This is a genomic window from Candidatus Sulfotelmatobacter sp., assembly GCA_035498555.1.
In the GTDB taxonomy this organism is placed as follows: domain Bacteria; phylum Eisenbacteria; class RBG-16-71-46; order RBG-16-71-46; family RBG-16-71-46; genus DATKAB01.
In genome coordinates this window covers 1-17,418 of the sequence record DATKAB010000156.1, presented here as the reverse complement: position 1 = coordinate 17,418, position 17,418 = coordinate 1, and the positions used below count along the sequence as shown (strand labels likewise).

At 68.4% G+C, this 17,418-nt stretch carries 16 protein-coding genes; 5 read left to right on the top strand and 11 right to left on the bottom strand.

From position 1 onward, the window contains the following. Positions 1-242: 242 nt before the first annotated feature. Positions 243-1,265 (bottom strand): hypothetical protein, encoded by a 1,023-nt coding sequence (locus VMJ70_12785; GenBank protein HTO92000.1) that lies wholly within the window; start codon positions 1,263-1,265, stop codon positions 243-245. A gap of 271 nt (positions 1,266-1,536) precedes the next feature. Continuing rightward, positions 1,537-2,325, bottom strand: coding sequence for a hypothetical protein (locus VMJ70_12780; protein ID HTO91999.1), 789 nt, complete (start codon positions 2,323-2,325; stop codon positions 1,537-1,539). Between the two features lie 230 nt (positions 2,326-2,555). On the opposite strand from VMJ70_12780, the gene VMJ70_12775 reads away from it, so the two are divergent. Then, positions 2,556-4,106: a leucyl aminopeptidase gene (locus VMJ70_12775; GenBank protein ID HTO91998.1), complete on the top strand. Its 1,551-nt coding sequence runs from the start codon at positions 2,556-2,558 to the stop codon at positions 4,104-4,106. Here VMJ70_12775 and VMJ70_12770 read toward each other — a convergent pair. Together VMJ70_12770 and rlmD are read right to left on the bottom strand one after the other, a co-directional pair. Further along, positions 4,066-4,887, bottom strand: coding sequence for a hypothetical protein (locus tag VMJ70_12770; GenBank protein ID HTO91997.1), 822 nt, complete (start codon positions 4,885-4,887; stop codon positions 4,066-4,068). The genes VMJ70_12775 and VMJ70_12770 overlap by 41 nt on opposite strands. A gap of 48 nt (positions 4,888-4,935) precedes the next feature. After that, positions 4,936-6,300, bottom strand: a complete 1,365-nt coding sequence (rlmD, locus tag VMJ70_12765; protein HTO91996.1) for a 23S rRNA (uracil(1939)-C(5))-methyltransferase RlmD — start codon at positions 6,298-6,300, stop codon at positions 4,936-4,938. 124 nt (positions 6,301-6,424) lie between these two features. Between rlmD and VMJ70_12760 the strand changes: the two genes are divergently transcribed. Together VMJ70_12760 and VMJ70_12755 are read left to right on the top strand one after the other, a co-directional pair. Next, positions 6,425-7,393: a PDZ domain-containing protein gene (locus tag VMJ70_12760; GenBank protein ID HTO91995.1), complete on the top strand. Its 969-nt coding sequence runs from the start codon at positions 6,425-6,427 to the stop codon at positions 7,391-7,393. 213 nt (positions 7,394-7,606) lie between these two features. Next, positions 7,607-8,170 (top strand): NUDIX hydrolase, encoded by a 564-nt coding sequence (locus VMJ70_12755; protein ID HTO91994.1) that lies wholly within the window; start codon positions 7,607-7,609, stop codon positions 8,168-8,170. A 10-nt stretch (positions 8,171-8,180) separates the two neighbouring features. Here the strand turns inward: VMJ70_12755 and VMJ70_12750 are convergent, their stop codons facing one another. Beyond that, positions 8,181-9,548 (bottom strand): GAF domain-containing protein, encoded by a 1,368-nt coding sequence (locus tag VMJ70_12750; protein HTO91993.1) that lies wholly within the window; start codon positions 9,546-9,548, stop codon positions 8,181-8,183. Positions 9,549-9,698: 150 nt separating this feature from the next. Between VMJ70_12750 and VMJ70_12745 the strand changes: the two genes are divergently transcribed. Then, positions 9,699-10,910: an aminotransferase class I/II-fold pyridoxal phosphate-dependent enzyme gene (locus VMJ70_12745; protein ID HTO91992.1), complete on the top strand. Its 1,212-nt coding sequence runs from the start codon at positions 9,699-9,701 to the stop codon at positions 10,908-10,910. Between the two features lie 8 nt (positions 10,911-10,918). Continuing rightward, positions 10,919-11,308: a hypothetical protein gene (locus VMJ70_12740; GenBank protein HTO91991.1), complete on the top strand. Its 390-nt coding sequence runs from the start codon at positions 10,919-10,921 to the stop codon at positions 11,306-11,308. Positions 11,309-11,335: 27 nt separating this feature from the next. On the opposite strand, the gene VMJ70_12735 is transcribed toward VMJ70_12740, so the two are convergent. The 6 genes from VMJ70_12735 to VMJ70_12710 form a co-directional block, all read right to left on the bottom strand. Further along, positions 11,336-13,135, bottom strand: coding sequence for a S16 family serine protease (locus tag VMJ70_12735; GenBank protein HTO91990.1), 1,800 nt, complete (start codon positions 13,133-13,135; stop codon positions 11,336-11,338). A 353-nt stretch (positions 13,136-13,488) separates the two neighbouring features. After that, positions 13,489-14,268, bottom strand: a complete 780-nt coding sequence (locus tag VMJ70_12730; GenBank protein HTO91989.1) for a hypothetical protein — start codon at positions 14,266-14,268, stop codon at positions 13,489-13,491. Between the two features lie 276 nt (positions 14,269-14,544). Beyond that, a complete protein-coding gene (locus VMJ70_12725; protein ID HTO91988.1) occupies positions 14,545-15,330 on the bottom strand; it encodes a sulfite exporter TauE/SafE family protein in 786 nt (261 codons plus the stop codon). Positions 15,331-15,340: 10 nt separating this feature from the next. Beyond that, positions 15,341-16,267, bottom strand: a complete 927-nt coding sequence (locus tag VMJ70_12720) for a serine hydrolase (GenBank protein ID HTO91987.1) — start codon at positions 16,265-16,267, stop codon at positions 15,341-15,343. Positions 16,268-16,418: 151 nt separating this feature from the next. Further along, positions 16,419-16,793 (bottom strand): hypothetical protein, encoded by a 375-nt coding sequence (locus tag VMJ70_12715; protein ID HTO91986.1) that lies wholly within the window; start codon positions 16,791-16,793, stop codon positions 16,419-16,421. Between the two features lie 25 nt (positions 16,794-16,818). After that, complete coding sequence (locus VMJ70_12710; GenBank protein HTO91985.1) at positions 16,819-17,250, bottom strand: hypothetical protein; 432 nt, start codon at positions 17,248-17,250, stop codon at positions 16,819-16,821. Positions 17,251-17,418: the final 168 nt, after the last annotated feature.

Sequence of the window (17,418 nt, the reverse complement as noted above, 5' to 3'; positions counted from 1 at the left end):
GCAACGGGGTAGACACTGGCGGGTGAAGGAGCCGAAGCGGACCCAGCGCCAGCCCGAGGGGCTCAAGTGGAAGCGACACCACGGCCTGGGGCAGAAGGGTGGCTTGAACGAATCGCCGGAGAGGTCCATGGCCGGGATCGCCCTGCACGATCCCGGCCATCAACATTCTCCGCCACACAACGAAACGAAACGGCCCACCGCGAGGTGGGCCGCTCCGCTGCCGTTGCGCGCCTGGCCGGACGCTACGGCATGAACTCGGCGAGCTCGGTCGGCTCCACGACGTAGGGCAGAATCCACGCCTGCGAGTCGTAAGCCGCTGCGTCGTCGAACAGCGTGCCGTGCGAGAGCGCGTTCACGCCGAAGTGATTGCAGCCTCCCAGCCATCCCGCGCGCACCTGAGCGGTGTAGGTGTTATCGCCATTGTTGTGGAACTTGCGGCGCAGCTGCCAGTAGTTCAACACCACGACGTCGTCGTTGCGTCCGGTAGTCGCGGTCAGCGTCACCATCGAGCCGGCGGTCAGCCGCAAGACTCGGCGCAGCCGGAACAAGGCGAGCGGATCGGTGATCGTCGTGTCGAGATCGCCCGACTGGATCCGCAGGCTCATGATCTGAGTGGTGGCTCCGGCAGAGGTGACCTTCACGCCCGAAGTCGCGGCGACCCGCCAGAAGGTGAAGCCCTTGCTGTCGCGACCATTGATGTGGACCCGCTTCAGCAGCAGATGCCGCTCCCAGTGATCTTCCAGCGGCTTGCTCACCAGGTGCAGCGTCGAATCGGGAAGGCCCGGATGCGGCCGCATGCCGATGGAACCCGAGCTCGGAGGGGGAGTGGTATCGGGAGGCGTGCTATCGGGCACCGTGCGCTCGAGAATATTGAAGGTGCCCTTGAGGGTCTTGAAGATACCGACCGCGACGGAGGTAGGACGTCCGGTGCTGTCGGTGTCCGAGAACGCGAATTCGAATCGCCGGTTCACGCTGTTGATCTTGCGGAAGAAGATGATCGGGCGAGTCGCGTCGATCGTGGCGCCCATCGCGTCGGCGCCGCTGAGATCGGTCTGATCCGCGCTCTCGGCGATTCCGTCCTCGATCAACTCGGGCGTGCCGGACATCGCCGAGGTCACATTCGACTGCTCGAGCGACGCGCCGCTCGAGGATCCACCGGTCGGATCGGTGATGCTGCTCGACGGTGAATTGCTCTTGCTGCAGCCAGCGAGAGCGCCGGCCAGGAGCAGGAGCACGACGCCAAGTCTTGACGAAGTCTTGTGCACGTGAAGGTCCTCCGATGTCGAGTTGCCGGAGCGGCCGGCAAGTGAGCGGGGCAGAGCGCGAGGGGACGTGCGCGCAAGAGCAGAGCGCGTGCCACGCGGGGCGCGGCTCTAACTCGTGAGGGCTCAACAAAGGCTCGGGTGAGCGCGCGCGCCGCCTTGTACCGGGCGGGCCACATCGCGTGGCCGAGTTGAACACTCCGGTATGAAAGAAAGCGGCGGGGCCTTGCCGGCCCCGCCCCGTCCGCGCGTCGTCGCGCAGAGTTCGATCTGACTATTCCTTGAAGGTCACCGGTTCATCCACCACGACGTGCAGCGAGTCCCCGGCCTTGAGCACCATCTGATAGCCCTTGGTGGTCGCGACCGCGCCGGTCGCTCCGGCGGCGCCCAGCAGGCCGCCGATCAGAGCGCCCCTGCCGCCGCCGACCGCCTTGCCGATGAGCGCGCCGGCCGCTGCGCCGCCGGCGACGGTTCCGACGTTCCGAGCACGCGTCGAACCCGCGATCATCTCCTCGGTGCTCGCGCTGATCGCGTGCGACTGGCCCTGAACCTCGACCGAAGTGATCGAGAGCTGCAGCATCGCGCGATCACCTTTGACCGCCGGCTTCACCGCCTTGACCACGCCCTTCACGGTGCTGCCCGAAGGGATAGGCGCGGCGGTGCCGAGCACCACCGGCGAGATCACCTTGCCGCTCCACGCATCGCCGACCTGGGCCTTCTCCGATGTCATCTCGGCGTCGATCGCGATCAGGATTCCGGTGCCCGCCGGGATCTCCACGCCCGGATGAGCCGGCGCGACCGCGTGGCTCGGCGTCGAGGAGGCGGGCTTGGCGCTGGTTTTCGCGGGCTTCTGAGTCGGCGCCGGCGGGGACTCCGGCTGCGACGTGGGCTGCTGCTGATAGTCCTGAGTCGGCGTCATGTTGCCCTGCGGTGACTCGACCGGGCTCGACGCCAGCAGGCTGTCACCGGCGGATTCCGAAGCCTGCTGAGTCTTCTTCGCGCAGCTCGTGCTGGCGATCGCAAGCAGCAGAGCCACGCCCGACAAGAATCTGAGTTGACGCATGGGGTCCTCCTGGTTCCGGCCATCCGGCCGACGCGCGAAGCGGGCTTCGGCGGCGGGGACATCCTGTCCTCCGGCCTCTGCCAATACCACGATCCAGCCGCGTGGATCAAGCCCTACCCGGCTCGCGGCGACCGGTCCGCACCGGTCGCCACCCGGGTTTCGGTCGCATTGCCCTTCCAGTAGTGTGCGGCGCCGATGGGTGCGTTGATTCTTCCTCAAGGAGGCTGCCCATGGACGTCGAAGTTCGGCGAGGCGATCTGGCTACTCGCGCGGCGGGACTGGTGGCGGTCGGAATCTTCGAGAACGAGCGCCAGCTGAACGGCGCCGCCGCCGCGGTCGACCGCGCGAGTCGTGGCGCGATTCGCACCCTGCTGAAGAGCGGCGACTTCCGCGGTCGCTGGCTCGAGTCGGCGCTGCTCTACGCCGGCGGCCGGCGGCCGCGTCGAGTGCTCGTGCTCGGCATGGGCAGGCCGGGCGAGTTCACCGCGCATCGAGCGCGCCAGCTCACCGCGATCGCCGCACGGCGCGCCCGCGATCTCGGCGCGCGCACTCTGGCCACGGTCGCCATAGGTGCCGGCCGCGGCGGACTCGACTCGGCCCGCGCGGCGCAGGCGAGCGCCGAGGGTGCGGTGCTCGGCCACTGGCGGTTCGAGGCCTACCGCACCGAGCGCGTGCCGGCGCCGCTCCAGCGCGTCGAGCTGCTCGAGCGCGACGCCGCGCGCGTGCCCGCGCTGTCGGGCGCCGCGAAACGCGGGGCCGCGTGGGCCGAGGCCGCGTGTCTGGCGCGCGATCTGGCCAGTACGCCCGGCCAGGATCTGGTGCCCGAGCGACTGGCCGAGCGCGCCGCCGAAGTCGGCCGCTCGATCGGGGCGCGCGTCGAAGTGATGGGCGTGCCGCAGATGGAGCGCCTCGGCATGGGCGCGCTGCTGGCGGTGGGGCGCGGCAGCGTCCACCCGCCGCGATTCGTGGTGCTCGACTACGACCCCCGCGCGGCAGCCGGTTCGCGCGCGAAACGCGCCCGCGCTTCGGCCGAGCCCCCGATCGTGATCATCGGCAAGGGCATCACCTTCGACACTGGCGGTATCTCGCTCAAGCCGCGCGAGAACATGCACAAGATGAAATACGACATGTCGGGCGCCGCCGCGGTGATCGGCGCCTTCTCGGCGCTGCCGACGATCGCGCCCGGGCGCCGCGTGATCGGTCTTCTGGCGAGTGCCGAGAACATGCCGGGCGGGCGCGCCTACAAGCCCGGCGACGTGCTGCGCGCGCTGGACGGCACCACTATCGAGATCACCAATACCGACGCCGAAGGCCGGCTGGTGCTCGCCGACGCGCTGGGCTACGCGCGGCGCTTCGAGCCCGATACCGTGGTGGATCTCGCCACCCTGACCGGCGCGATCTCGATCGCGCTTGGGTTTCTGGCCGCCGGGCTCTACACCGACGACGACGCGCTGGCGGCCGAGCTCAGCGCGGCCGGCACGCGCGCGGGCGAGCGCCTGTGGCGCATGCCGGCCTGGGACGAGTTCGCCGCCGATCTCAAGAGCGACACCGCCGACCTGGTGAATTCGTCGGGGCAGAAGGAAGGCGGCGCCAACGTCGCCGCGGTGTTCCTCAAGCGCTTTGCGCGCGGCATGCGCTGGGCGCATCTCGACATCGCCAGCACCGCGTGGTCGCCAGTGGAGCGCCCCCACGAAGGCCGCGGACCGACCGGGTTCGGCGTAAGACTGCTGCTCGAGTGGCTCAGTGAGAGGTCGGCGGCTTCGCCGCGGACGAAGGCTTAGCGGCCGGGGACTTCGTGCTCGAGGACTTGCCGGCCGGCCGGACCTCCGGGAGCGGCTTGGGGTCGCGGATCACGCGCAGGCCACTCGCCGGCTGCTCGAGCTTCACCATCCGGCCCTTCGCGTCGATCCAGGCCAGGAATTCATTGCTGCCGTCGGTGATGGTGTAGCGCCGGGTGCTGATGCTCCCCTTGCCCCAGGCGAGCGGCTCGTCCTTGGGTTCGGGACTGAGAGTGATCTGAAGGACGGTGTCGCGCGGCTCGCCAAGGATGAGCACGGGAAGCGTCCGCGGGTCGGTGGGCTTGCCGTGCAAGCTGCGCAGCATGACGTCGAAGAGCACGAACGCCTGACTGTCCACGACGAACATCCGGCCGGGCGGGCGAACGAAACTGTCGCCGGAGCCATGGCCCTCGAGCTCACGGTAGGTCGAGAACACCGTGTCGACCATCACCACGCCACGCAACAGCTTCTTGTTCAGAAAGTGCTGCTCCGAGCTGTAGCCGAGCAGGTCGTAGTCGAGCGCCTTCATCTCCATCTGCACCTTCTTCACCAGTTTCTGGTCGCCATCGGCCGTCGGGATGATCTCGTCGACGTTGGAGAACACCGACACCGAGTCGCCGGCCGGCTCGAGCGAGATCTTCTCGGTGCCCAGCAGCCGCGTCCCCGAATAGACCAGATATTGCGCGTAGTCGTTCTGCAGCGGATCCAGCCGGACGGCCGCCAGCGCCGGCGCGGCGAGCGCGGTCAGCGACAGCAGCAGAATCGAGCCCCTGAGCCTCAGCATGACCGGCGAGCGTAGCACACGCGCTTCACGCCGCATGTCAGCCGAGGGTCAGGACTCGAGCCGCGCCACGCACTCGATGTGCGGCGTATGCGGGAACATGTCGAAGGGCGTGAGCTCGCGCAGGGTGTACCCGCCGGCCGCGAAGTCCTTGAGGTCACGCGCCAGCGTCGCCGGGTTGCAGCTCACGTACACGATGCGACGCGGCCTGAGTTCGCAGGTGCGAGCCACCACCCGCGGATGGAGCCCGGCGCGCGGCGGATCCACCACCACCACGCTCGCGGCCGGCGCGTCGGCGCGCTCACCGCGCGCCCAGGCTCGCAGCACGGGCCGCGCTTCGCCGGCCACGAATCGTGCGTTCGACATGCGGTTGTGCGCGGCGTTGGCGCGCGCGCGTTCGACCGCTTCGGCCACGCTCTCGACGCCGACTGCCTCGCGCGCGACTCGTGCGAACAGCAGCGTGAGCGTGCCGGTGCCGCAGTACAGATCGAGCACCACGTCGTCGCGGCTCACGCCGCCCGCGTCGAGGGCGGCCGCGTAGAGCGCTTCGGCCTGGCGGCTGTTGGTCTGCAAAAAGGAGTTGGAGCCCGCCGAGAACTCGAGGCCGAGCAGCCGCTCGACGATCGTGCCGTCGCCGACCAGCAACTGCTCCGATTCCGCGAACGCGATGTTGGCGCGCGACGCGTTGATGCCGAGCGACACCGATTTGACCGCAGGCGACAGCGCCGCCACGCGCCTGGCCCAGTCCTCGAGCCCGGGCAGCTCGCGCGTGGCGATGAGCAGGACCGCGCACTGATCGGTGATCGGCAGGTGGCGGACCGACAGAAAGCGCGCCACTCCGACGTGGGCGCCGGGCCGGTAGCCGCGCCAGCCGTGTTCGCTCGCGAACGATTGCGTCAGACGAACGATCTCCACGGTGAGCACGCTCGGCAGCACGCAGTCCTCGAGCGCGAAGATGCGATCGTAGGTGCCGCGCTGGTGGAGCCCGAGCACCGGACGTCCCCCGGCGTCTTCGTCGAAGCTGAACTCCATCTTGTTACGGTAGTGGAAGAGATCGGGCGCCGCGACGATGGCGCGCACCGGTGGTTCGGCAATCCCGCCCAGGTGGCGCAGCGCTTCGATCACCTGCGCGTGCTTGATCCGGAGCTGCTCGGCGTACTCCAACTCCTGCATGCGGCATCCACCGCAGATCGCGGTGTGTGGGCAGCGCGGAGCGACCCGGAGCGCCGAAGGGGTGGTGATTCGTTCGAGGCGGGCCTCGGCGAAGCTTCGTTTGGCCCGCGAAATCCGAGCCTCGATCCGGTCCCCGGGAAGGCCGCGATCCACGAACACCACCCGGCCGTCGACCCGCGACAGGGCCTTGCCGCCCAGCGCGAGGTCGGTAACCTCAAGCGTTAACAGCTCGTTGACTTGCATGAGCGGGAGAACCCGGGACCGGCGCGGGCAACTCTTGGGAACTGCGCAGCGTCTCAGGTGGTACCTCAGGACGCCCGAGCCTGAGGAGCGAAGCGAACTCAGGCTATCACAGGGGGTCCTGGCCATGCGCAGCGTCGTCCGAAGCTCCACTTCGGGGCTGATCGGTCTTTTTCTCTTGTTGCTCGCTTCTCCCGTCCTCGCCGCACCCGCGCCGAAAGCCTGGCTCGGAGTCACGACCCAAGAGCTGTCCGACGAGCTGCGCGACGCGCTCGACATCAAGAACGACGGCGTACTGGTGAATCGCGTGGTCACCGGCAGCCCCGCGGAGAAGGCGGGCCTGCGCAAGGGCGACGTGATCATCAGCATCAATGACCACTCGGTGGATTCACCGTCGGCCCTCGCCGACGCCGTGTCCACTGCCGGGGTCGGCACGACCGCCTCGCTGCGGGTGGTTCGGCGGGGCTCAATTCAGAACATGAGCGTCAGGCTCGCGGCGCGCCCCGACTCACTGGACGACGAGGATCGCGGAGACTGGTCGCGTTCCAACACGCACGTGCGCGTGTGGAGAAATGGCAAAGAAGTCAGTCCGGACGACGAGGAGATCCCCGGACTCGAAGGATTGCGTCACCTGGACGGGCTCGGCGCCATGCCACGAATGATGTTTTTCGGTCGCGGCCGGCTCGGCATTCGGACCGCATCCATGAATTCGGACCTTTCCGGATACTTCGGGGGTACGAATGCCAAGGGTGCGCTGGTCCTGGAGGTGCTGAAGGACACGCCCGCCGAGAAAGCCGGAATCAAGGCCGGTGACGTGATCACTCGCGTCGACAACCAGGATGTCGAGGATTCGGACGACCTGGTTCGCGCGCTGCGCGACGAAGAGGGAAAGGTCACGATCACCCTGGTGCGCAAGGGTGCAAAGCGCACTGTGGACGCCACGCTTGAAGACGGGCAACTCGGGCCGCGCACCTACCGGTACGAGACGCGCAGTCCGAGCTCGTCGCACGACGACGACGATCTGCGACGCGAAATGCAGGAACTGCGCGATCAGATCAAGGATCTGAAGCAGCAGTTGGAGGACAAGAATCACTAGCACCCCGCCCCCCTACGGGGCGGGCCGTGCCTCCGCACAAAGGGAGCGCCGTCCGACCCGTCCGCGATTCCGAGATGTTCGCAAGGGGCGATGAACGGCCGGGAAGGAGCAGCGCGGCGCTCCCTCCGTGCGGCGGTGAGCGAATGAGCCCGGTCGTTTCATGAGGACGACCGGGCTCAACTTTTCTCCCGCGAGACGCTAGGCTCCGTCTCCATGACCCTGTCCACGGAAAACATGCGCTTCTGCCCGCGCTGTGCCACGCCGCTCGAAGACCGCGACGATCATGGCACCGCACGGCCGACCTGCCCGCGCTGCGGCTTCATCCACTACCGCAATCCAGTCCCGGCCGCCGGCGTGATCCTCACCGAGGGCGCGAGCGTGCTGCTGGTGAAGCGCAAGTTCGCGCCCCGGGCCGGCACCTGGTGTCTGCCGGCCGGATTCATGGAGGCCGGCGAGACCCCGGAGCACACCGCGGTGCGCGAGCTCAGGGAAGAGACCGGTCTCAGCGCCACGCTTACCGGACTATTCGGCGTCTACGCCGGGTTCGACGACCCGCGGGTACGCGCGATCCTCATCCTCTACACCGCGGACCGTGCGGGAGGCGAGCTCGAGCCGGGCGACGACGCGACCGCCGCGCGCTTCTATCCGCTGGCCAAGCTGCCCACGGCGATCGCATTCGAAGCGCACCGGCAGGCGCTCGACGAGTTTCGAGCGCAGACCAAGCGGCTCGAGGCGCACGCGCGCCGCCGGCAGGCGAGCGCGAAGGCGAGGCGCTAGCGGACCGCGGTCAGGCCCACGACGCCGAGCGCCGCGCGGACTCGAGCTGACCGAGCGTCATGGCCAGCAGCGCGCCCGCCATGCTGGCGCGGTCGAGGTCCACTTCCTCGAAGGCCTCGCCGTCGCGCTTGTTGCTCAGGTTGAGCACGCCGCAGACGCGCCCGTTGTAGATCAGGGGCACGCAGATGAACGAGTCCGAATTGTAGGCCTCGTGGCCGGTGTGACCCACCTCGTGAGCATCGTCCTTCACTCTCACGAACAACGGCTTGCGATTGTGCGCGACCCAGCCGGCCACGCCCTGGCCGATGCGCACCCGAACCTGGTCCGCGACTTCGGCGGCGATGCCGCGGTGTGCAGCGATGTGGAGCGTCTCTCGAGAATCGTCGAGCAGCATCAGGCTGCAGCGCTCGACGCCGAAGTGCTCGCAGAACCATGTCACCAGCGTTCGCGAGAACTCCTGCTGATCGTGCTGCTGAGCGAGCACCTGGAAGACGTCCTTCAGGAAGCCGATGGTGAGATGCTGCTCCTGCGCGCGCAGCCGGGTGGAGCTCAGCTCGGAATAGGCCTCGGTCAGGTGCTGCGTGGCCGCCGCCGACTGCTCCTCGAGCGCGAACAGCTGGCCCTTCACGCGCTCGAGCTCCTGCCGGTACTGGCTCGAGCTCTTGTCGAGCTTCTCGATCTCGCCCGCGAGCGCGTCGAGCTGCTGGCTCTTGCTCTGGTTCTCGGCCTCGAGCGAGGCCGCCTTGCTGGTGAGGTGCTGAATGTGAGCCTGGAACTGGTGCGCGGCCTCCGAATGAACCTCGGCGTCGGGCGCCGGAGTCCCGTTGTCGCGAGCGGCGCGATGGAGATGCTGGCTGAGCGCGAGCGCCGCCAGGCTCTTGACCGGAAGAATCTCGGAGACGGTGCGTCCCCCGAACGCGTTCCGCCGGTCGCTCGAGATCATGAGCATCCCGAGCATGTCTTCGTGGTCGGTCAGCGGCAGGCAGAGCACGCTCACGTGGTGGCCGTGCGCCAGCAGGCCGCTCAGCATCGGGACCTCGGTGGGATCGGGTTCGTAGCTGGGGGCGGTGTGGAACAGCTGAGAGAGCAGAGTGCGACGGTCGGCGTGATTGAAAAATGCACTGGGGTGGAAGAACTTTCGCACGAGCCGCGCCGGCAGCCGGTCGACGGGCTGCAGGATGTCCTTCCGGATCAGCCGATTGCGCTGGCGCTCGTAGACGCACACCAGGGCGTCGCGGCTCACCTCGTAGAACGCGAGAGTGGCGCTCCAATCGCTGCGCAGCGCCTGCAGATAGCCGAGGAACTCGAAGACGACGGCCTCGGTGCTGCGGGAGGCCGTGAGTCGATCCGAGATGTCGCGGAGGTCGAATTTGGACACGATGCGGTTCCCCCCATCCGAGTGGTTCGTCAGTGGTCCACCGGTGAAGGCAAGCGCTGTGCCCGGTCGGCGATGCGGAATGCACGGGTCGTGGCGCGTGTTAGAGTAAGGACGCCAAGCTCGTTCCTGCCCCCTGGACCGGAGCCTCGAATGCCTCAATTGATCGCTGATCGCCCGCTGGTGCGAATGACGTCCGAGCTCGGACGCGTGATGAGCGAGGCCCGCGCGCGCGAACAGGCCGGCGAGCGCGTTTTCCATCTCGAGCGCGGCGAGCCCGATTTCGACACCCCGCCGCACATCGTCGAAGCGCTGGCTCGCGCGGCTCGCGACGGCGAAACCCACTACCCGGACGCTCGCGGGACGCTCGCGCTGCGCGAGGCGCTGGTCGACAAGTTGCGTCGCGAAAACGGGATCGCGTGCGAACCGGACGACATCGTGATGACGCTCGGCGGCACTCACGGCCTGTTCATCGCATTCCAGGCGCTGCTCGCGCCGGGCGACGAGCTGCTGGTGTTCTCTCCGCACTGGATGGCGATTCCAAAGCTGGTGGCCATGGCCCATGGCGCGCGCATGCGCACCTTTCCCGCGTATCTCGAGCTTCCGTCGGGACCGGAAGAGCCGGCCGGGCTCGCCGCGCGCCTGCGCGCCGCGTTGAAGCCGGAGACGCGCGGGATCTACCTCAACACGCCCAACAATCCGACCGGCGTGGTGCTGTCGGCGGCAATGCTGTCGGCGGTGGCCGAAGTAGCGCGCGAGCGCGACCTCTGGGTGGTGAGCGACGAGGCCTACGAGCATCTGTTGTTCGACGGCGCGCGCCACGTGAGCCTCGCGTCGCTTCCCGGAATGGCCGAGCGTACGGTGAGCGTCTACACGTTCTCGAAGAGCTACGCGATGACCGGCTGGCGCGTGGGTTACGTGGTATCGCCGCCGCCGCTCCGGCCCGTGATGGGGCCGATGCTCTCGTTCTACACCACGCATGGCGTCTTCCCCTCGGTTCAGCGCGCGGCGCTGGCCGCCGTGCAAGGACCGCAGGACGCGGTAGAAACCATGCGGCGCGCCTATCAGGAGCGGCGGGACCTGTTGCTCGCGGGACTCGCCGGCCAGAGTGCGATCGTGGTGCCAAAGCCCAGGGGCGCGTTCTACGCGTTCGCGAACATCTCGGGGGCGCGCGCCGGACGCGACGTGTGGGATCTGGTACGCGAATGGCTGGGAATCGGGGTCGCGGTGCTGCCGGGCACCGCGTTCGGCGCCGACTACGCCGACTGGGTGCGGATCTCGACCGCGACCCGCCGCGAGGACGTGATCGAGGCGGCGAGGCGGCTGCGCGAGCACGTGACCGCCTCGGCGGGCGCGAGGAGCTGAGGCGAAACATGGGCTGGTGTCCGGAGTGTCACACCGCGTACCCGCCGGCGGTGGTCGCCTGCCCGCGCTGTCGCGTGGTACTGAGTTCCGAGCCTCCGGTGGAGGGCGAGCCCGGCGAGCCCGAGGCGATTCATCGCGTGCCCGATGCCGCGGCGGGCGCGCTGCTCTGCGGCATGCTCGAGAATCACGGAATTGCTGCGGTGCTGAGGAGCGCGACGCTGCCGGGCTACGGCTCGGTGCGGCGCGACTGGTCCACGTCGGCATGGGGCGAGATTATGGTCGCGCACGCCGAGGCCAGTGAAGCCCGCGCCCTGATCGCCGACTATCTGAGCGCGCTGGAAAGCGGCGGCGTGGTGCGCGATGAAGACGTGGAGGACAGCGAGCCCGGCGCGCGCTGACCGGCCACGGGTGGCGCGACCGCGCGCCTAACGGTTCTCGCGATTCGGGCCGCGGGCGGCGCGCGATTCGGACCGGTCCTCGGCCGACTCGCTCTCGGACGATACGTCCGAGTCGACCTCGATCACGAAGTTCCCCCCGATGCGCTGCGGCACGATCACTCGATGCAGAGCGATCGCGAAGACCTCGTCCATGGTGTCGACCGGGATCAACTCGAGGCGCTCGCGCACATCGGCCGGCACCTCATCGAGATCCTTGAGGTTGACGGCCGGGAACAGCATGGTCTTGAAGCCGGCGCGATAGGCCGCCAGCGCCTTTTCCCGCAGGCCGCCCACCTGCAGCACGCGGCCTCGCAGGCTCACCTCGCCGCTCATCGCCACGTCGTGGCGGATCGGCCGCTCGCTCAGCACCGAAGCGATCACCAGGCCCACCGTGATCCCCGCCGAAGGGCCATCCTTGGGCACACCGGCGGCCGGAAAGTGGACGTGGATGTCGAAGGCCGAAAACGCCTCGGGGTCGATCTCGAGGACGTCGGCGCGAGAGCGCACGTACGAGTGCGCCGCCTGCACCGATTCCTTCATCACCTCGCCGAGCTGACCGGTGGTGACCACGCGCCCCGCGCCCGGCATCTTGAGCGCCTCGACGATCAGGACTTCGCCGCCGGCGGCGGTCCAGGCGAGCCCGGCGGCGACGCCGACCTCGTCGTGCTTGCCGACCACTTCCGGGGTGTAGAGCCGATGGCCGAGATAGGTCTCGAGCGTCTCGGGCGAAACCACGTGCTTGCGGCGGGTGCCGGTGGCGCGCGCGTGCGCGACCTTGCGGCAGACGGTGGCGATCTGGCGGGACAGCCCGCGTACGCCGGCCTCCAGGGTGTAGTGGCGCACCATCGCGCGGAAGGTCTCGTCGCCGATCTCCAGGTCGCGAGCGGTGAGGCCATGATCCTTGAGCGCGCGCGGAAGCAGGAACCGGCGGGCGATGGTGAGCTTCTCCTCCTCGCTATAGCCCGGGATCTCGATGACTTCGAGCCGCTCGAGCAGCGGATCCGGCACCATCTCGATCGTGTTCGCGCACAACAGCAGCATCGTGTGCGAGAGATCGATCGGCAGCCCGATGTACTGATCGGCAAAATGCGCGCTCGAATCCGGATCGAGCAGCTCGAGAAGCACCTCGGTGACGCCGAGGCCGCCCTCGCCGATCAATCGATCCACGCCGTCGATCATCAGCACCGGGTTGCGGGCGCCGGCTTCGCGGACCGCCTGCACGATCTTCCCGGGTTGCGCGCCGGGCAGCGAACGACTCACACCGACCAGCTCGCTGGCGTCGCTGGTGCCCGAGACGCTGATGCGGACGAACGGCCGGCCGAGCGCCTGGGCGACGATCGCGCCGAGCGTGGACTTGCCGGTGCCCGGAGGTCCGACCAGACAGATCGCCGGGCCGGGCAGATCGGGCTTGAGCTGGCGGACCGCCAGGTACTCGACGACGCGCTGCTTGGCCTTGTCGAGCGCGAGCGGCTCGCGAGCCAGCACGCGCTGAACCTTGCGAAGGTCGGCGTCTTCGGGAGCGCTCCGCTCCCAGGGCAGGCCCCAGAGCCACTGGAGATAGGCGCGCACCTGGCCCGCTTCCGGCGTTCCGGGAGGAAGTCGCCGCAGCCGGTCCATTTCGCGCTGGGCCTGGCGCGTCACTTCGGCCGGCAGCGTGTTGACGGTGGCCGCCGGAGGCACGTCGGCGCGAATCCGCTCGGCCGAAATCGCCGGGGCGGCCGCGCTCGCGCGCAAGGCTCGGCCGGCCTTGCGGCCGCGCAGGAGACTTGGCCGAATGGGGCGCGCCATGGCGGACCTCCGCTGAGCTGTCGAGAGTAGTGCCTTGAGACTTCCGGACCGGAGAGGGGCGAGGAGCGGGCCGCCCTCACGCATTGCGATAAGCAAATGCCCGGCCGGGGCTCGGGAAATTTCCCGCCGGGCACCGATCATGGGTCAAGTGACACGCACTCAATCGGTTGACCAAAGCGTGAAGACCGGTGGGCCGAGTCGGAATGATCGGCCCCTCCGCGAGACAGCCCAATCGCTTAACAGAGCGAGGGTAATTTTAGGGTGAGAGCGGCGGCGACCGGCCGACCGTCTCAAAACGAGGCGGCCACCCTCGTGAACGAGGATGGCCACGACGATGACGCTGGAAAGTTCGACTAACGGTAGATCGACTTGATCTCGCCCCAGGTCGAGCCCTTGGTCGGCGTGGCCTGGTAGCAGGCGTCGTCGAAGGTCGTGCCGGCGCCGACATTGTCCACCGAGTAGGTCCACCACACCGAGCCGGCCGGGTAGCCGGAGGGGAGCGTCGGCGCCGAGGCGCTCTGGCGCAGCGCGAACGACGAGATCGAAATCCCCGAGCCGGTGCCGGTGTGCGAAATGCTCGGGCTCGCCTCGGAGGCCGGATTGACCCACATCGTCGCGGTCACGGAGGCCGGATCGTACTTGATCACGATCTGGTAGGGCGTGTCGTAGTTGAGCGACGAAGCCGACCAGGGCACCGGCGCGACCGTCGCCGAAGTGGCTCCGAACGTCAGCCCGAACGTGAAGCCCGACGCGCCAACCGGCACCACGTAGACGCGCGCGAAGAAGTTGCTGGTGCCGGTGTCCTTGAGGTGCGCGAAGTAGTTCGGATGCGGCGAGCCGTTGGGATTCGGGATCGTGACTTCGAAGCAGGCATAGGTCGGGGCGGTGGTCGGCTGCGCGGTGAACGAACGATTGTCGTCCGGCGCGTTGTTCATGTTGCCGACGGCCCGGCTCGAGACCACCTGAATGTCGATGCCTCCCGCGCCGCTGTGCGTGGCCCAGCCACCGTTCGGAACGAGATTTCCGTCGGAGTAGGCGAAGCCTTCGCTCAGCAGAACAGTCGCCGAGGCGGGAGCGGCGAGGAACGCCGCGGTCGAGGCAAGAGCGAGAAGCGCGATAACAGTTTTCCGCATGACGGGGTCTCCTTGGCTGCGCGGTGATGCGGTCGTGCGTTGCGGCGCCCCTGCTCCGGCGTCTGGTTCGCCGAGGGGGGATCGTCGGGACGCCCCGGATCAAGCCCGTATCGGAGAACGGGCAACTCCGATGTCGTTGCTCGCTGGCAACAATTCAATCGAACGCCAATAGAAGTGTAAGTCGTTTCCGTTACAGCAGCAAGACCGAATTCTGAACTCAGTGTAAATGCGACGGTCGCGATGTAGGGCCAAATCGGGAGGATCGGCTGGTCCTACTCAGCCTGGCACAGCAGGCCGCGGGCGGGCGGAAGCCCTTCGCCAGATCATCAGGGCGTTGACCAGCACGAAGATGGCGAAGGCCTGGCTGAGACGCGCGTGGGGTAGCAGCTGCGCCAGCCAGGAGGACAGCGGGGCGCCGACAGCGGCCCCAACCGCCAGCAGGGGGACGAGCCGCCAGACCACGTTTCCGTGCCGCGCGTGCTCGAGGGTGCTGGCCGGGGCGGTGGCAAGAATCACGGCGAGCGAGGTGCCCTGGGCCACCTGCTGGGCCATGCCGAGCAGGAGCGTGAAGGCTGGGACTGCGAGCAATCCGCCCCCGACCCCCATGTAGCCGGCGAGGACGCCGACGGCGATCCCGAGAACGATCTCGAGCGCGATGATCCAGGGTCCCGACAGGGCGTGGGCCGGCGCCGGGGCCGGTGTGTGCCAGAGCAGACGGATGCCGACCAGCGCGAGGAAGACCGCGAAGGCACGCCTCAGGCTCACGGGCGAGGTGCGGGAGGCGAGACGCGCGCCATATCGCGCGCTGACCACGCTGCCCACCGCCACGATCAGCGCCGTGCCCCAGGCGACGCGCGCAAACGCTCCGTAGACCAAGAGTGACGCGAGCGCGGCCGCGCCGATGGTCGCGACCGAGGTGCCGTGGGCCTGGTGCTGGGTGAGCCGGAAGGGTCCTGCCAGGACCGGCACCAGCACGATGCCGCCCCCCACGCCGAACAGCCCGCCCGCCGCGCCGGCCGCCGCGCCGCTCAGGACGGCGGCGAGCCGCTCGCGGTGGGTCACCGCGGACTCGTCAGGAGTTGGTGGAGGCGACGGTCGGCGAAGTCGTTCGCTGAATCAGCCGAACCACGTCGGCGAAGCGCGTCGCGTTGGTCGGCGCGCCCAGCACGACCGCGATGAACTCGCGGCCCTGCGTGCGCACCCAGGTGGCGAGGCAGTAGCCGGCCTCGCTGATGAAGCCGGTCTTGCCGCCGAGGATTTCATAGCGGCCGTAGAGCAGGCGATTGGTATTCGAGATCAAATGGTCGCGACGTGACGAACGGAACTCGTAGCTCGGCGTGGTGGTGATGTCGCGCACCAGATTCTGGCTGGCGGCCGCCTGCAGCAGACGCGCGACGTCGGTCGCGGTCGATACGTTGCGTTGATCGAGCCCGGTGATCTCGACGAAGCGCGAATGCGTGAGGCCCAGCTCCAGGGCCTTCTGGTTCATGCGCGCGAGGAAGTCCTCCATGTCGAGGCCCGACTCGCGAACGATCACGCGGGTCGCGACGTTGTCGGAGCACATCAGGCTCATGTGCAGCAGATCGCCGAGCGCGACGCGCTCGTGATTCCGGAGCTGAGTGTGCCCGCCGCCGCTCAGCTCGGCCTGGGTGACCTCGACTTCGCGGTCGAAATCCGGCTTCTGCTCGAGGAACACCATGGCCGTCATCAGCTTGGTGATGCTCGCAATCGGCACCGACAGGGCCGCGTTCTTCTCGTAGAGCACCTCGCCGGTGGCCGGGTCGAATACGACCGCATTGCGCGCGTAAACACCCCCGGGCGGCGCCCGGCGGGCGCGCCGCGAATGGTGCGAGCGATGCTTCGTGGTCGTGGACGAAGGGCTCGAACCGATCTTGACCGTGGTGGTGGTCGCGTGGGCGTCGCCGGCCGTCATGGCCGGCAGCGCTGCCAGCGTGGCCAGGATGAAAATCCCGGCGCAGCGCCGTGCGGAGAAAGACATTTCGCCTCCTCAAGATGCCTCGAAAAGGTGCTGTCGGCCGAACCCTCCTTGGTTTCGGCAAGTGGAGCCGAACGACTTTAGAACTCTCGATTGAACCGCGTCAATGCGGAGGTGATGGAATCGCGCGGAACGCGCGATGTGCGGGTGCCCGCTAGTGCACGGTGTGGGGGTGGGCGCCCGCCCCGCCCTGAATCAGACGGCCGTGCGGAAGTATCAGATCCGTCGCGCGACAGAACCCGTCGGGGCTCAGATTGTCGGCCTCGTCGGCCCCATCCTCGAGGCGGCCTCCGTGAAGAACGACCATGAAGGACCGCCCGCGGCCCGAGTTCAGCGCCGCGACCAGCGGCGGCGTGAGCCCGGCTCCCAGTGCCAGGTCCACCAGCACCACCTCGGGGGACCAGCGCAGCAGCGAAACCGCGCGCGCCGGGTCGGATGCGGTGAGCACGACGGCACCAGTTCTTTCGTATGAGCGGATCAACTGCGCGTGAGCGCGCGGAGCGAGGCTGATCAGCAGCACTCGGAACATTCCGTCTCGCCGGGTCGCGGACATGTCAGCAGAGGATCCGGAGGTCGATGCGAATCTTGTCGAGCGCGTCCAGCAGTGCGGGAAGGAAGCGGCCTTCGGCGCAGAGCGTCTCGAGATCGCAGGCACTGCCGGCGGCCAGCCGGCCGGCCCAGCCGTATTCCGGCGAATAGTCGGCGCGGCCGCGCGTGAGAAATTCGAGCAACAGGCGCTGTTCGTCGCGCCCCAGCAGGTCGAGGCGATCGAGGAACAGCGTGCCGCCCTCCGACGCATGGAGCACGTCGTCGGGGCGCGGAATGCCGCGATGAAGCGCGCGCAGGATCGCGCGGCCGAGCCGCGGCGAATCCTCGGGTGCCCGCGCTGAAATCAGCGGGCCGCGACCGAGCCGGCTCTCGTGATGAAAGCGGGTCGCGACTTCGAGGCGGTCGGTTTCGTCGCCGCCGATCAGGAGCAGGTTCACGAGGTTTCCGCGGTGCATGGAAAAGAATCGCGCGGGGAGCGCGACTGCGCTTCCCCGCGCGACGAAGTGTCCCGCGATGGCGGTGTCCACCGGACTTATGGAGTCGCCCTGCGCATGACGGCAACGGGTCGCGAGTTCACAGCGACACGGGCCGGAGCGAAGGACAGC

Coding starts and splice junctions, on each gene's coding strand:
- rlmD (HTO91996.1), bottom strand. CDS start 6,300: ATGCAAGTCAACGAGCTGTTAACGCTTGAGGTTACCGACCTCGCGCTG.
- VMJ70_12715 (HTO91986.1), bottom strand. CDS start 16,793: ATGTTCCGAGTGCTGCTGATCAGCCTCGCTCCGCGCGCTCACGCGCAG.
- VMJ70_12745 (HTO91992.1), top strand. CDS start 9,699: ATGCCTCAATTGATCGCTGATCGCCCGCTGGTGCGAATGACGTCCGAG.
- VMJ70_12780 (HTO91999.1), bottom strand. CDS start 2,325: ATGCGTCAACTCAGATTCTTGTCGGGCGTGGCTCTGCTGCTTGCGATC.
- VMJ70_12735 (HTO91990.1), bottom strand. CDS start 13,135: ATGGCGCGCCCCATTCGGCCAAGTCTCCTGCGCGGCCGCAAGGCCGGC.
- VMJ70_12760 (HTO91995.1), top strand. CDS start 6,425: ATGCGCAGCGTCGTCCGAAGCTCCACTTCGGGGCTGATCGGTCTTTTT.
- VMJ70_12730 (HTO91989.1), bottom strand. CDS start 14,268: ATGCGGAAAACTGTTATCGCGCTTCTCGCTCTTGCCTCGACCGCGGCG.
- VMJ70_12720 (HTO91987.1), bottom strand. CDS start 16,267: ATGTCTTTCTCCGCACGGCGCTGCGCCGGGATTTTCATCCTGGCCACG.
- VMJ70_12770 (HTO91997.1), bottom strand. CDS start 4,887: ATGCTGAGGCTCAGGGGCTCGATTCTGCTGCTGTCGCTGACCGCGCTC.
- VMJ70_12740 (HTO91991.1), top strand. CDS start 10,919: ATGGGCTGGTGTCCGGAGTGTCACACCGCGTACCCGCCGGCGGTGGTC.
- VMJ70_12775 (HTO91998.1), top strand. CDS start 2,556: ATGGACGTCGAAGTTCGGCGAGGCGATCTGGCTACTCGCGCGGCGGGA.
- VMJ70_12755 (HTO91994.1), top strand. CDS start 7,607: ATGACCCTGTCCACGGAAAACATGCGCTTCTGCCCGCGCTGTGCCACG.